Origin of the sequence: Gordonia pseudamarae (assembly GCF_025273675.1) — a bacterium.
GTDB classification, from domain to species: Bacteria; Actinomycetota; Actinomycetes; order Mycobacteriales; family Mycobacteriaceae; genus Gordonia; species Gordonia pseudamarae.
Genome location: NZ_CP045809.1, coordinates 450342 through 463875, shown reverse-complemented (window position 1 = coordinate 463875; position 13534 = coordinate 450342). Strand labels below are relative to the sequence as shown.

Here is a 13534-nt window from a genome sequence, read left to right as displayed (position 1 = left end):
GGACCGAAATGATCAGAGACATCATCTCGTCGACGCTGCTGGTGATCGGGGCCGTGATGGCGCTGACCACGGCTATCGGCCTGATCCGTTTCCCGGACACGCTCTCCCGGATGCACGCGGCCACCAAACCGCAGACGTTCGGTCTGCTGCTCATTCTCGCCGGCGCGATGATCCGCCTCGGCAGCAACCACATCGACGTCGGGATGCTGATCCTCGCCGCGATCTTCGCGCTGATCACCGCCCCGGTGGTCGCCCACCGCATCGGGCGGCTGGTCTACCAGGAACAACGCGCCCGCGACGGCCTGATGAACCCCGACGACATGGAGTCGGGCAACCGCGACTGACGCGCGCCGGCCGTCTTCAGTTGCCGGCGGCGTCCGGTGTCAGCGGTGTTCGCCGTCAGCGCTGTTCGGCGATGACCGCGAGGACCGCCTCCCCGTACGTCTCCCGCTTCTTCTCGCCGATACCGCTGATCTCGCCGAGCTGATCCAGGTCGGCGGGACGGTGGGCGGCCAGCGCCTGCAGGGTGGCGTTGCTGAACACCACGTACGCGGGCACGTCCTGCTCCTTGGCGGTGGCGGTGCGCCAGGTGCGCAGCGCCTCGAACAGGTCCCGGTCGGCGGGGTCGAGGTCGGCGGCCGCGCCGGTCTTGCGCGCCTTGGGACCCGACCCGGAACCCGTCACCCGGCCGATGATGTCGCGGCGCAACGGAACCGGTGTCTCGCCGCGCAGCACTCCGTCGGCGTCGACACCGAGGGCGAGGGTGCCGTATTCGCCTTGCGCGGTGATGATTCCGCGGGCGAGCAACTGCCGGACGACGCTGCGCCAGTCCTGATCGGACAGGTCGGCGCCGATGCCGTAGGTGCTCAGTTCGCCGTGCCGCTGGGCGCGGATGCGCTCGGTCTCCTTGCCGCGCAGGATGTCGATGAGGTGACCGGCGCCGAACGACTGGCCGCGTTCTCGGTTCAATCGCCAGATCGTCGACAACAGTTTCTGCGCCGGGATGAGGCCGTCGAAGGTTTCGGGCGGTTGCAGGCAGGTGTCGCAGTTGCCGCACGGCGCCGACTCCTGGCCGAAATAGCCCAGCAGGTTCTGCCTGCGGCACGACACCGTCTCACACAGGGCGAGCATCGCGTCGAGGTGCTGTCCGAGCCGCATCTTGAACGCGCGATCGCCGGTGCCGGAGTCGATGAGTCGGCGTTGCTGCACCACGTCGGCCAGGCCGTACGCCATCCAGGCCACCGACGGCTGTCCGTCACGGCCGGCACGACCGGTCTCCTGGTAGTAGCCCTCGACCGACTTCGGCAGGTCGATATGGGCAACGAAACGCACGTCGGGTTTGTCGATGCCCATCCCGAACGCGATGGTCGCCACCACGATCACCCCGTCCTCACGCAGGAACCGCGCCTGGTTATGCGCACGGATCGGGGCGTCGAGACCGGCGTGGTACGGCAGTGCGTCGAACCCCTGTCCGGTCAGGAATTCGGCTGTGGCCTCGACACTTTTGCGGCTGAGCGCGTACACGATTCCGGCGACCGGTCCGTCCGCTCCGACGAGTTCGGGCACCGAACGGATGAACGAGACCAGTTGCTTTCGCGGCTCCGCCTTGGCGTCGACGCGGTACTGGATGTTGGGCCGGTCGAAGCTGGCGACGAAATGCCTGGCCTCGACCAGCCGTAGCCGTTCGGTGATCTCGCCGTGCGTTTCGCGGGTGGCGGTGGCGGTCAACGCCATTCGGGGAACGCCGGGGAATCGCTCGCCGAGATCGCCGAGTGCGAGATAGTCGGGCCGGAAGTCGTGGCCCCACTGCGAAACACAGTGCGCCTCGTCGATGGCGATGACGCTGAGCGTTCCGCTGTGCAGCAGTTCCGTGGTCCGTGCGCCCGACAATCGTTCGGGAGCAACATAAAGCAGGTCGAGTTGTCCTGTCCGATAGGCATTCTCAACCTCACTCCGCTCCCGCGCCGACTGGGTGGAGTTGAGGTAGGCGGCGCGCACACCGGCCGCGCGCAGCGCGTCGACCTGGTCATGCATGAGCGCGATGAGCGGGCTGATCACCAGTCCGGTGCCCTCACGGACGAGCGCCGGAATCTGATAGGTGATGGATTTGCCACCGCCGGTGGGCATCAGCACGATGGCATCGCCGCCACCGATGACCTGCTCGACGATCGCGGCCTGATCGCCGCGGAACGCGTCGTATCCGAAGACGGCGCGCAACGCCTCGATCGCCGAGGAGAACCGGGCCGGTGCCGGCCCCTGCGGCACGTCCCGAGGTTCTCCCCCGCCGTCGTCGGGTGGTGGCGCGTCGTAGTCGTCATCCGGTGGCGGCTCGTCAAAAAACGGCACGTCCGCATAAGGATCGGAAGGCATCCTCCCACCCTATCGGCCACCACGACACATCCGGCCGTCACGGCGACGCTATCCCCCGGACTGCGGCCCACCTCGCCGGTTGAGGTGCGGGTCAGTTCGGCGGGGCCAGGACGTCGATGACCGACACCAAAGCTTCGCGTGCCGCGACCAGCGGCACCGCGGGTTGTTGACCCAACGCACCCATGACGGCTCCGTCTTCGACGGCGATGAGGCAACGAACGTGGACGGGGTCGGCGTGCCGGCCGGACTTCTCCAGGACGTCGGTGTGGATACCGGCCAGCAGTGCGTGGTGGTCGGCGATGACCGCGTTGAGCAGTTCGTAGCGGGGCGCGAGGGCGAACATCTCGTACCGGGCGGCGAGATCGTGCACGGTGGTGTCGGCTCCGACGAAGACGTCGACGAGGGCGTCGGCCATGGCACGGGCACCCCGGCGACGTCGGCGCAGCGCCGCACCACGGGCCGCGATGGCGGCTTCGTCGCCGCGGCACACGTAGTCGGCGGCCTGCGCCATGAGGTCTTCGAGGGAGCCGAAGTAGTACGTGGTGGAGGCGAGCGGGAGTTCGGCCCGGTCGGCGACGGCGCGGTGGCGGACAGCGTCGAACCCGCCTTCGAGTAGGAGCGCTCCGGCGGCTTCGATCAGCCTGGAACGCCTGCGCACTCCCTTGGGGGTTGCCGCTGACGTCATGGATGTCATGGTCGCAAACCGGCGTACACGCTGACCGGGTTTCGACGAAAGCGGTGTGGGTTCACCGGGTTTTCGTCGGCCCGACGGCCGGCGGGCGGTGGGCGGTCACACGGAGATGCGTCCTTCGAGGGCGGCTTTCCCGATGTCGGTGCGGTGGTGGCTGCCGGCGAGTTTGATGGCCGCGATGCGCTCGTACGCCTGGGCCCGGGCCTGTTCGAGGTCGGCGCCGGTGCCGACGACGGCGAGCACGCGGCCACCGGCCGACACGATGTCGCCGTCATCGTTGCGTTTGGTTCCGGCGTGCAGCACCCCGTCGGCCTCGGCGCCGGTGATGACGTCTCCGGTACGTGGTGTGCCGGGGTAGTTCTCGGCGGCCACGACGACGGTGACCGCCGCACCATCGCTCCATCGCAGCGGCGGCAGTTGGTCGAGGGTTCCGGTGGCGACCGCGTTGAGCGCCTCACCGAGCGGCGACTGCAGCAGGGCGAGTACCGCCTGGGTTTCGGGATCGCCGAAGCGACAATTGAATTCGACGACGGCGGGTCCGTCCGCGCCGATCGCCAGGCCCGCGTACAGCAGTCCCGAGAAACCCGATCCGCGGCGCACCAGTTCGGCTGCGACGGGCGTGACCACGTCGTCGACGATCTGTGTGACCGTCTCCGCGGGCAGCCAGGGCAGCGGGGTGTAGGCGCCCATGCCGCCGGTGTTGGGTCCGGTGTCGTTGTCGCCGACACGTTTGTGGTCCTGGGCGGGCAGCAGCGGCACCACGTTCTCGCCGTCGACGAGGCAGAACAACGACACCTCGGGTCCGTCGAGGAAGCTTTCCAGAAGTACGGGGTGGCCGGATTCGAGGCAGTCCGCGGCGTGGGCGCGGGCCGCGGCCCGGTCGGGGGTGACCACGACGCCCTTGCCCGCGGCGAGGCCGTCGTCCTTGACCACCCAGGTGGGGCCGAATCGGTCGAGCGCGGCGTCGAGTTTGGCGGGGTTGTCAACGACCTCGGCGTGTGCGGTGCGCACTCCGGCCGCGGCCATGACGTCCTTGGCGAACGCCTTGGACCCTTCGATGCGGGCGGCGTCGGCGCTGGGGCCGAAGGTGGCGAATCCCACCGCGCGCAAGGCGTCGGCGACACCGAGGACCAGCGGAACCTCGGGGCCGATCACGACGAGGTCGGCGGCCACCTCCCGGGCCAGGGCGACGACGGCCTCGGCGGAGGTGACGTCGACGGCGTGGTTGGTCGCGACGGCCGCGGTACCCGCGTTGCCGGGGGCGACGTGCAGGTCGGTCACCGACGGGTCGCGGGTGAGTCCGAGGAGCAGGGCATGTTCGCGGCCGCCCGAGCCGATCACGAGTACGCGCACGGGGACGACTCTACAGTCCCGACCGGCTATGGATCGCTCCGCGCACCGGGGGTCGGCGGCGTCGGGGCGGCGGCATTCGCGATGGGCGCGCGTACGTCACCGCGAACCTGGCGCATGGGGACGATCACATGGCCGACCTGGACGACCTCGACGCACGCCTGACCACGGTCGAGAACACGCCCGATGACCTCGCCGGGCAGTCTCGTCCCGGTGTGGGCACGCCTACTGCGACCTGCTACGACGCCCCGGCCGGTGCGGTCAGGTCGTAGACGGTGACGCCGTCAACGGTCCGCGCGGTGAAATTCTCGGTGACCCAGGTGCTGATCTGCTCGCTCGTCCGGTTGTCCTGTCCCCCGCCGGGGCCACCACCGAAGCGGCCGCCGGCGATGAAGTAGTGGATCTCGCGGTCGGCGACGAGCTGCTGGAATCGCTCCAGCGTCGGTGACGGGTCGGTGCCGTTGAAGCCACCGATCGGCATCACCGAGTACCCCGATTCGAGCTGGTAGCCCGACGCCGAGTTGGAGCCGATCGCGGCGGCGACCCAGGTGTACCGGTCGGCGTCCGCACGCAGGAGGGCGAGGATCTGTGGTCCCGGCTGTGAGCCGTTGAGCAGTGCGCCGGGCCCGTTGTTCCCCGGACCGGCCCGGAACGTCGGCCCCGATCCCATACCGCCGGCCGGACCCGCGTTGCCGCCGCCCGATCGCATTTCTCCCGGGCCCGGCCCGGTTCCGTTTCGGCCTGTTCCGTCGCGGCCGATCCGGTTCTGGGGGCCGCCCACCCAGGGTGTGGGGGATCCGGGTACCGAACCCGGCCCCGGCATCGGACCCCAGCCGGCTGCCGGACCCTGACCGGGCCGGTTGCCGCGGCGGCCGCCCGGGCCCCCACCCGGCCCGAACCCGTCGTCGACACGCGGGCCCGCCGACGGCAGCCCCCCGGAGATGGGCGAGTTGATGGTGTCGATCGTGTAAGCGACAGGCCCGGCCACTCCCACGACCACCGCAGCCAGCCCCGCACCGACGGACAGCCGACGCCCCCACGGCGCCGACTCGGGCACCAGCAGGATCAGCGCGGCGGCGACGCCGCCGATCAGCACCAGCCACCGCAGCCAGCCCACAAAGTCCGGCGACCGGCCCAGCAGCACGAATCCCCAGATCGCGGCAGTACCCACCGCGACCGCGAGGACGACCCGCACCCACGGCTGTTCGCGCGCACGCAGGCACACCGCGGCCCCGCCGGCGACGAGTGCGGCGATCGCCGGGGCGAGCGCGGCCGTGTAGTAGCTGTGGAAGATTCCGGCCATGTAGCTGAACACGACCATCGTGACGATCAGCCACAGGCCCCACACCGTCAGGAAGGCGAGCACCCGACGCCGGTGGTCTCGGCCCGCCCGGTCATTGCCCGCCGGGTCCCCGACTTCCGGATCCCCGACTTCCGGATCCCCGACTGTCGACACGCCGACCGTCGTGTCCCCGGTTGCCCGGGCCGCCCGCGCCACGATCACCAGCGCGGCCACACCCAGGATGAGCGCGGTGGGGATCAGCCAGGCGATCTGGCCGCCCTGCGCGGCGGTGAACATCCGGTTCCAGCCGGTATCACCCCACATACCACCGCCGCGGCCGCCGGGTCCTCCCGGTCCGCCGTAGCCGCCCGTCCATCCGTAACCACCAGGCCATCCGTAACCACCAGGCCACCCGTAACCACCATCGGCCCCGCCGGGACGCACGCTGCCGCGTTCATTTCCGTTCAGCCGTCCGAACCCGTTGTAGCCCAGCGTCAGTTCGAGGATCGAGTTGTTCTGCGAACCACCGATATACGGCCGCGACGAGGCGGGCCACAGTTCGACGGTGAGAATCCACCAGCCGGCACTCACGATCATCGCGCCCAGCGCGGCGAACAACTGTCCGAGCCTGCGAACAACGGTGCCGGGCCCGAATGCCAGGTAGGTGAGGGCCAGTGGCGGAACCACCAGCATCACCTGTAATTGCTTTGTCAGGAAACCGAACCCGACGAACACACCGGTGAGGATCAGCCAGCGCCATCGGCCGTCCTCGACGCCGCGCAGCAGCGCCCACACCGAGGCGATCATCAGCAGGATCAGCAACGCCTCGGGATTGTTGAACCGGAACATCATCGCCGCCACCGGTGTCGATGCCAGCACGAGACCGGCGAGAATGCCCGCCCAGTGCCCGAAGTGGCGTCGGGTGATGGCGTACAGCAGCGCCACCGAAGCCACACCCATGAGTGCCTCGGGCACCAGAATCGACCACGGATTCAACCCGAAGATCCGCACCGAGAGCGACGGAATCCATAGCGAGGCAGGCGGTTTGTCGACGGTGATCGAGTTTGCCATATCCGATGAGCCGAAGAACCATGCCTTCCACGACTCCGATCCGGCCTGAATCGCCGCCGAGTAGAACGAATTGGCCCACCCGTTGATCGACAGATTCCACAGATACGCCACCGCGGTTCCTACCAGCAGCACACACAACGACAACCGCTCCCGTGTCACGGGAGCGGTTATAGCACGGCGCACAGGCGAGCGAGTTTCCTCGCCCGCCTGTGCGGTGTCGACCTTTGTCGATGTGTCGCCGGTCTTTTCCGCTGTCACCGGCCGGATACTACCGGTGCGGACCGAACGTGCGCGATCATGCGGCCTTCGCCGCCTCGGCGGCCGCGACGGCCGTGTGCGACCGGAACACCCACCGCAGTCCGACGAAGCGGATCGCCGTCGCCACCAGGTTGGCCACCAGCAGGATCAGCAGTTCCAGATGCTTCGACGCGTCGGGAGCCCAGGCGTGCAGCAGGAACAGCGAGCCCGCGGTCACCACCCAGCCGAACATGAAGATGCCCAGTCCGAATGCCTGGTGTTTCACCACATTCTCGGAACCACGTACCCCGAAACTGAACCCGCGATTGGCCGCCGTATTGAATATCGCCGAAATGCCCAGGGCGACAAAGTTGGATACCTGCGCACCGAATACCGAATGCAACATCAGGTACAGCACGGCGTACACCACGGTCGAGGCCACACCGACCACGCAGAACCGGGCGAGCTGCCCGGACAGCCCGAACGGAACACCCTCCACCCGCGGTCCGGGGTGCCGGGAGCGTCCCATGCTGGCCCGCAGATCGGCGACCGGCAGCGAGCCGTCGACGAGTGCCCGCCCGACGCGGGCGCAGCCCTTGAGGTCGGCCATCGCGGTGGCGACGATGTCGACACTGCTGTCGGGGTCGTCGATCCAGTCGACCGGGACCTCGGCGATCCGCAGCCCGATCCGCTCGGCCACCACCAGCAGTTCGGTGTCGAAGAACCAGCCGGTGTCCTCCACGTACGGAAGGAGTTCGCGGGCGATGTCGGTGCGCATCGCCTTGAACCCGCACTGAGCGTCGGAGAACTTGGCCCGCATCGCGGTACGCAGAATGAGATTGTATGAGCGCGAGATGAATTCGCGCTTGAGGCCGCGTTCGACCCGCGACCCGTTGGACAGCCGGGTCCCGATCGCGATGTCGGAGTGCCCGGAGATCAGCGGCGCGATCAGCGGCATCAGCGCGTTCAGGTCGGTCGACAGGTCCACGTCGCAGTAGGCCACGATGTCGGCGTCGCTGGCCCGCCACACCGCGTTCAGCGCCCGGCCCCGGCCCTTCTCGTCCAGATGCACCACGCGGAGCCCGTCGATGCTCTCGGTCAGCGCCACCGCCCGCCGCACCGTGTCGTCGGTACTCGCGTTGTCGGCAACGGTGATCCGGGCCGGGTAGGGCACATCGGCGCGCAGGTGGGCGTCGAGCCGGCGCACCGCGTCGACGATGTCATCCTGCTCGTTGTACACCGGGATCACGATGTCGAGGGTCGGATGTGCTTGCGAGGAATCGGCCAGAGTGTGCACCGTCGAGGCGGGGCGACCGAGGGTGTCTGTCGTCATGTCATAAAGATTGCAGCACGAAACTGGGACCCATCCGGATTCTGCCTGTCAGGTTCCTGTCAACGATTCCGCGCTGTTTTCCCAGGTCAGATCGGCGACCGGGGGATCCTCCGGCACTCCGGGCCGCCCGATGTGGCCGTAATCGGTGGACAACCGATTAGTTATCCACAGATCGGTGCCGCAGCGCTGTCCCGCCCGGCCCGGCCCACCCGCGACCGATAGCGTGGACATATGCCTCCCACGACCGACGACGCACCGACCGACCGCACCGGCCCCGACCTGTCCGGCGACCAGCTGATCATCGCCGATCGGGTCATCGGTGCGCTGGCCGGAGCCGGGGCCCGTCTGCGACCCGACCAGCTGCGGGCGGTGGCCGCGCTGACCCGGCCCGGCGCGCGGGTGCTCGTGGTGCAGGCCACCGGCTGGGGCAAATCGGCGGTGTACTGGACGGCGACGGCGATCGGCCGGGCCGCCGGCCGCGGTCCGACACTGATCGTGTCGCCGCTGCTGTCGTTGATGCGGGATCAGGTGGCGGCGGCCGAACGGGCCGGGCTGCGTGCGGCGACACTCAACTCGTCGAATTTCGGTGACTGGGAGGCCGTCGAGAACGACTTGCGCGCAGGTGATCTCGATGTCCTGCTGGTCTCCCCCGAACGCCTGGCCAATCCCGGTTTCGGCAGGCGGGTACTGGACGGCCTGGCCGGCGCGCTCGGCCTGCTGGTGATCGATGAGGCGCACGCGATCTCCGACTGGGGTCACGACTTCCGGCCCGACTACCGGCGCGTTGCCGATGTGTTGCGTACCGCCGACGACGCGACGCCGGTGCTGGCGACCACCGCCACCGCCAACGCCCGCGTCACCGCCGACGTGGCCGGGCAACTGGGCACCGACACTCTGGTGCTGCGCGGTCCGCTGGCGCGGAAATCGTTACACCTGAACGTTATCGACGAACTCTCCCCGATGCAGCGGTACGCCTGGACGGCCCGCAATCTGCCCGCACTGCCCGGTTCGGGAATCGTGTACGTGCTCACCGTCGCCGACGCCGACCGGCTCGTCCAGGCCATCCGCGCCGTCCAGGGCCCCGACTATCCGGTCGCCGCCTACACCGGGCAGCTCGACGCCGACCGCCGGCACGCGCTCGAGGACGCGCTGCTGCGCAACGAGGTGAAAGCGCTGGTGGCCACCTCGGCACTCGGAATGGGTTATGACAAACCCGATCTCGGGTTCGTGGTACATGTGGGCGCCCCCGCCTCCCCGGTGTCGTACTACCAGCAGGTGGGCCGCGCCGGCCGTGCCCTCGACGACGCCGTGGTGGTGCTGCTGTCCTCGTCGGCCGACGACCGGATCTGGGAGTACTTCGCCACCGCCACCATCCCTGACCCTGTCACGATGACCGAACTCCTCGCCGCGCTGGGAGATACGGGCACACCGCAGTCGGTGCCCGCCCTCGAATCGTCGACGGGACTGCGCCGCACCAAGATCGACCTGATGCTCAAACAGCTCGCCGTCGACGGTGCCACCGAACGCACCCCCGACGGCTGGGTGGCGACGGGACGGCCGTGGACGTACGACGCCGCCCACTACGACGGGGTGGTGGCGGTGCGTAGACGTGAGGCCGACATCATGCGCTCGTACGTCCACGGCCGGTCCTGCCTGATGACGCTGCTCACCGCGTCGCTCGACGACCCGCAGACGGTGGCGTGCGGACGATGTTCAGTGTGTCTGGGCGGCCTCACCGACGACCTGCCCGGCGGCGCCGACGACGAGGACGTACGCGCCATCACCGCCACCCTGCGCCGGGCCGCACTGCTGCTGGAGCCACGAAAGATGTGGCCGGGCGGGGTGTTCGGCGCACGTGGGCGAATCCCGGCGCACCTGATGGCCGAACCGGGCCGGACCCTGGCCCACGCCGACGCGCCCGAATGGGCCGGGGTCCTCGCCGGAGCCCGCGACGGTGACGACGGCGCCGTGACCGAACTCGCGGACGCGGCGGTCGCCACCCTCGCCGCGTGGGGCCGCGAGTCGGGGATCCGGCCCGAGGTGATCGTCTCGCTACGGCTGACCGGCACCGCGCTGGCCGAAACCTTGGCCGAGCGGCTGCGCGCGGTCGGCCGGCGCGGCGGTGCCGGGTATCCGGTGGGGCCCGGCGAACCACCGGCCGAGGCCACCGGCGCCGTCGAGGCCGCGCACTGGCGTGGCCGGCTGGAGAATCCGCCCGCCGCCGACGGCCGGACCGTGCTGCTCGTCGTCGACGCCACCACGTCGGGCTGGCCGATCACCATCGCCGCCGCGGCTCTGCGCGAGGCGGGCGCCACCGCGGTGCTGCCGCTGCTCATCCACAGGACCGTCGGCTGACGCGCGGCGTCCGGGATCAGCTCAGTCCGGGACGTTCTCCCGGTAGCCGAGGTCGACCAGACTCCGCCGGATCTTCGCGGCGTGCTCGTCGAGGGTTTCGGGTGCGACGTCCTTGGCGGCGTTGGACAGGTCGAAGGTCTCCATCGCCAGCGCCGGGAACACGTGCAGGTGCACGTGCGGCACCTCCAGCCCGGCGATCAGCAACCCCATCCGGGGCGCGTCGAAGGCTTCCTTGACCGCACGGCCGACCTTCTGCGCGACATCGGACAGGTGGGTGAAGGTCGCGGTGTCGATCTGCTCCCAATGGTCGATCTCTTTGCGCGGAACCACCAGCAGGTGTCCGGGTGTCACGGGTTCGATCGTCAGGAACGCGACGGCCTGGCCGTCCTTCCACACGAACCTGCCGGGGATGTCGCCGTTGATGATGTGCGTGAATACCGATGCCATGCCGGCAAGTCTATTGGTCCGCGGGCGGTGCACCCGGCGTTGGCGGACGAAGGGGACCAACGTCCATCATCGCGCCGCCCGCGGTTCACCCGGCGCGGCCGCTCAGACCGCCTCCCGGGGCAGCAGCACCCAGAACCGCGCGCCCTTCCCGGGGACCGAATCCACCCCGACGGTGCCACCGTGCGCGGCGACGAGCGCGGCCACGATCGACAGTCCGAGCCCGCTGCCACCGCCCTCACCGCGGTACCGCGACGAGTCACCGCGGTAGAACCGTTCGAAGACGCGCCTGGCCTCCTCCTCGGTGAGTCCGTTGCCGGTGTCGGCCACCGACAGCACCAGATGGTCACAACCATCGGGTTCGATGCCGATGGTGATGGTCGCGTCGGCGGGGGTGTGCGCGATCGCGTTGTTGATCAGATTGCGCAACACCTGCATCAGCCGATTGACGTCGCCGGAGACCACCGGTGGCTCGTCCATCGGTTCGATGCGCACCCCGATGTCGCGTTGCGGGGCCGCCGCGCGGGCCGAGTGCACGGCGTCGGACACCAGCGACAGCAGGTCCACCGGACCCGCCTGCAGCGGACGGTGCGCGTCGAGCCGGGCCAGCATCAGCAGGTCCTCGACCAGCAACTTCATCCGCTCGGCCTCGGTGTCGATGCGGCTCATCGCATCGCCGGAGGGCACCGCGCCCTGCTTGTACAGTTCGCCGAAGCCCTTGATGGAGGTAAGCGGGGTACGCAGTTCGTGGCTGGCGTCGGCGATGAACCGGCGCATCGTCTCCTCCGATTCGCGGGCCTGCCGTTCGGATTCCTCGGTGGCCGCGAATGCGCGCCCGATGTGCCCGAGCATCGTGTTCAGCGACGCCGACAGACTGCCCACCTCGGTGTTGGTCGGTGCCGGGGGCACCCGCATGGTGAGGTTTCCGTCGGCTATCGCGTGGGCGGTCTCCTCCACCCGGCGCAGCGGCCGCAGGCTGGTGCGCACCAGCAGGTAGCTCAGGACACCGATGACCACCACCACACCTCCGCCGATGCCGACCTGCAACCAGATCAGCCGCGACAGCGTCGACTCGACATCGCTGAGCGGTGTGGCGACCACCGATTCGATGTTTCCGCTGACCCGTTGGACGACGCGCCAGCGCGGGCCCTTTCCACCCTCGGAGGACACGGTGATCGGCCCGATATCGGTGTCGCCGAGCCCGGACAGGTCCGGGCTGCTCGAGAAGCCGGCGCCGTCGCCGAAGACGAGACCTTCCTGGGTGACGAACCGTGAGTAGTAGCGCGACGGCGGCCGGCGCGGGCCGGACGGTCCTCCGAAGCCGTCGTCACGGATGGGCCGCGCCCAGGTCTCGATCGCGCTGCGCAGTCCACTGTCGGTGCGTGCGATCAGGTCCGAGCGCATGGCCCCGGTGACCGAGAACCCCGACACCACCAGCCCGGCGACCACCAGCACCAAGGTCAGCGCGACGAGCGAGACGCGCAGCGGCACATGATTGATGGGCTTGACGCGGGTGATCTCGGCGCCGTCGGTCACCGAATCGGTCATCAGTCTCTCGGCTCCCGCATCACATAGCCGACCCCGCGCAGCGTGTGGATGAGGCGCTTGTCGCCGTTGTCGAGTTTGCGCCGCAGGTACGACACGTACGACTCGACGACGTTGACCTCACCGCCGAAGTCGTAGTTCCACACGTGGTCGAGGATGCGCGGCTTGGACAGCACCGTCCCGGCGTTCACCATGAAGTACCGCAGCAACGTGAACTCGGTCGGCGAGAGCGACACCAGTTCGCCGGCCTTCCACACCTCGTGCGTCTCGTCGTCGAGCACGATATCGGAGAAGGTGATCCGCGAGGATTTCTTGCTCTGCTCGGTCACCCCGGAGCGCCGCAGCAGCACCTGCAGTCGTGCCACCACCTCTTCGAGGCTGAACGGTTTGGTCACGTAGTCATCGCCGCCGATGGTCAGGCCGTTGATCTTGTCCTCGACGGTGTCGCGGGCCGACAGGAACAGCGCGGGCGCCTCCACCCCGTCGGCGCGCAACCGGCGCAACAACCCGAAGCCGTCCATCCCGGGCATCATCACGTCCAGGATGAGCACGTCCGGGGCGAAGGTGCGACAGGCGTCGATCGCCGCGGGGCCGTTGGCCGCGGTCACCACGTCGTATCCCTGGAATTTCAGCGATACCTGCAGCAATTCGCGGATGTTGTCCTCGTCGTCGACGACCAGCACCCGCGCCTTGTCCGCCCCGGCCACACCACTGTTATCCGCCATATCGGCCCCACCGCCCTGCCTTGCCACTTCTTGGTTTGCCCCCGCTTGGTTTGCCCCTGCGATCACCGCGCCCAGCTTTGTCATACCCACGAGAATCCCCGGTGTTCCCCCGGCTTCGCTGGGCTCTTCCT

11 protein-coding genes are annotated in these 13534 nt (G+C 69.1%); 3 read left to right on the top strand and 8 right to left on the bottom strand.

Annotated features, from left to right (window positions below):
* The first annotated feature begins 8 nt into the window (after positions 1 to 8).
* Entirely contained in the window at positions 9 to 344 is a 336-nt protein-coding gene (gene mnhG, locus GII31_RS01960; RefSeq protein WP_213246311.1) for a monovalent cation/H(+) antiporter subunit G, read from the top strand.
* A 55-nt stretch (positions 345 to 399) separates the two neighbouring features.
* Here the strand turns inward: mnhG and recQ are convergent, their stop codons facing one another.
* The 3 genes from recQ to purD form a co-directional block, all read right to left on the bottom strand.
* Positions 400 to 2370, bottom strand: a complete 1971-nt coding sequence (gene recQ / locus GII31_RS01955; protein WP_246222063.1) for a DNA helicase RecQ — start codon at positions 2368 to 2370, stop codon at positions 400 to 402.
* A 91-nt stretch (positions 2371 to 2461) separates the two neighbouring features.
* A complete protein-coding gene (locus GII31_RS01950) occupies positions 2462 to 3064 on the bottom strand; it encodes a TetR/AcrR family transcriptional regulator (protein WP_213246309.1) in 603 nt (200 codons plus the stop codon).
* A gap of 96 nt (positions 3065 to 3160) precedes the next feature.
* Positions 3161 to 4414, bottom strand: a complete 1254-nt coding sequence (purD, locus tag GII31_RS01945) for a phosphoribosylamine--glycine ligase (RefSeq protein WP_260840249.1) — start codon at positions 4412 to 4414, stop codon at positions 3161 to 3163.
* Between the two features lie 128 nt (positions 4415 to 4542).
* Here purD and GII31_RS01940 point away from each other — a divergent pair, with 128 nt between their 5' ends.
* The gene (locus tag GII31_RS01940) at positions 4543 to 4683 is read left to right on the top strand and encodes a hypothetical protein (protein WP_213246305.1); all 141 of its coding nucleotides are present in this window, start codon (positions 4543 to 4545) and stop codon (positions 4681 to 4683) included.
* Here GII31_RS01940 and GII31_RS01935 read toward each other — a convergent pair.
* On the bottom strand, positions 4650 to 6923 hold the full coding sequence (locus GII31_RS01935; RefSeq protein ID WP_246222062.1) for an ArnT family glycosyltransferase: 2274 nt from the start codon (positions 6921 to 6923) through the stop codon (positions 4650 to 4652). The two genes, GII31_RS01940 and GII31_RS01935, sit on opposite strands and share 34 nt — an antisense overlap.
* 136 nt (positions 6924 to 7059) lie before the next feature.
* Complete coding sequence (locus tag GII31_RS01930) at positions 7060 to 8334, bottom strand: bifunctional glycosyltransferase family 2/GtrA family protein (protein ID WP_260840247.1); 1275 nt, start codon at positions 8332 to 8334, stop codon at positions 7060 to 7062.
* Between the two features lie 231 nt (positions 8335 to 8565).
* On the opposite strand from GII31_RS01930, the gene GII31_RS01925 reads away from it, so the two are divergent.
* Positions 8566 to 10689: a RecQ family ATP-dependent DNA helicase gene (locus GII31_RS01925; protein WP_260840246.1), complete on the top strand. Its 2124-nt coding sequence runs from the start codon at positions 8566 to 8568 to the stop codon at positions 10687 to 10689.
* A 21-nt stretch (positions 10690 to 10710) separates the two neighbouring features.
* Here the strand turns inward: GII31_RS01925 and GII31_RS01920 are convergent, their stop codons facing one another.
* From GII31_RS01920 to GII31_RS01910, 3 genes are all read right to left on the bottom strand, one after another.
* A complete protein-coding gene (locus GII31_RS01920; RefSeq protein ID WP_213246297.1) occupies positions 10711 to 11136 on the bottom strand; it encodes an HIT family protein in 426 nt (141 codons plus the stop codon).
* Positions 11137 to 11238: 102 nt separating this feature from the next.
* On the bottom strand, positions 11239 to 12681 hold the full coding sequence (locus GII31_RS01915) for a sensor histidine kinase (RefSeq protein ID WP_213246295.1): 1443 nt from the start codon (positions 12679 to 12681) through the stop codon (positions 11239 to 11241).
* Entirely contained in the window at positions 12681 to 13403 is a 723-nt protein-coding gene (locus tag GII31_RS01910) for a response regulator transcription factor (RefSeq protein ID WP_213246293.1), read from the bottom strand. The genes GII31_RS01915 and GII31_RS01910 overlap by 1 nt, the downstream gene beginning before the upstream one ends.
* Positions 13404 to 13534 lie beyond the last annotated feature (131 nt).

Excerpts from the sequence above, each read along its gene's own strand:
- mnhG (WP_213246311.1), top strand. The coding sequence starts at position 9 with ATGATCAGAGACATCATCTCGTCGACGCTGCTGGTGATCGGGGCCGTG.
- recQ (WP_246222063.1), bottom strand. The coding sequence starts at position 2,370 with ATGCCTTCCGATCCTTATGCGGACGTGCCGTTTTTTGACGAGCCGCCA.
- GII31_RS01950 (WP_213246309.1), bottom strand. The coding sequence starts at position 3,064 with ATGACATCCATGACGTCAGCGGCAACCCCCAAGGGAGTGCGCAGGCGT.
- GII31_RS01940 (WP_213246305.1), top strand. The coding sequence starts at position 4,543 with ATGGCCGACCTGGACGACCTCGACGCACGCCTGACCACGGTCGAGAAC.
- GII31_RS01930 (WP_260840247.1), bottom strand. The coding sequence starts at position 8,334 with ATGACGACAGACACCCTCGGTCGCCCCGCCTCGACGGTGCACACTCTG.
- GII31_RS01925 (WP_260840246.1), top strand. The coding sequence starts at position 8,566 with ATGCCTCCCACGACCGACGACGCACCGACCGACCGCACCGGCCCCGAC.
- GII31_RS01920 (WP_213246297.1), bottom strand. The coding sequence starts at position 11,136 with ATGGCATCGGTATTCACGCACATCATCAACGGCGACATCCCCGGCAGG.
- GII31_RS01915 (WP_213246295.1), bottom strand. The coding sequence starts at position 12,681 with ATGACCGATTCGGTGACCGACGGCGCCGAGATCACCCGCGTCAAGCCC.
- GII31_RS01910 (WP_213246293.1), bottom strand. The coding sequence starts at position 13,403 with ATGGCGGATAACAGTGGTGTGGCCGGGGCGGACAAGGCGCGGGTGCTG.